1 protein-coding gene is annotated in these 412 nt (G+C 42.5%); it reads left to right on the plus strand.

The features are described 5' to 3' along the window. Positions 1 to 84: 84 nt before the first annotated feature. Positions 85 to 412: SDR family NAD(P)-dependent oxidoreductase (locus tag RMT89_RS41330; protein WP_315888900.1), on the plus strand; the 328-nt coding region annotated here is incomplete at its 3' end.

A 412-nucleotide genomic window follows, 5' to 3' on the forward strand; every position in this document is an offset into this window, starting at 1 on the left:
GTAATTTTCAGGGACGATACAACTACTGGGTGATATGGCGAATCTGGCCGAACCACAACATCACTGCTATGAAGGAAAAATATTATGATTCTTGATTCATTCAACTTAGAAGGCAAAGTTGCCATCGTTACAGGTTGTGATACAGGCTTAGGTCAAGGAATGGCGCTCAGTCTCGCTAAAGCTGGATGTGATATTGTTGGAGTAAATATTGTCGAGCCAACAGAAACCATAGAAAAAATGGCTGAAACGGGACGTAAGTTTATCGATATCCGTGCCAACCTCATGGTGTTAGACGATATTCCATCAATTGTTGATCGCGCAGTGACCGAGCTAGGGCATATCGATATATTAGTTAATAACGCAGGTATCATTCGTAGTAATGATGCCGTCGAATTCAGCGAGAAAGACTGGG

This window comes from Streptomyces sp. P17, from assembly GCF_032436805.1.
In the GTDB taxonomy this organism is placed as follows: Bacteria; Actinomycetota; Actinomycetes; order Streptomycetales; family Streptomycetaceae; genus Streptomyces.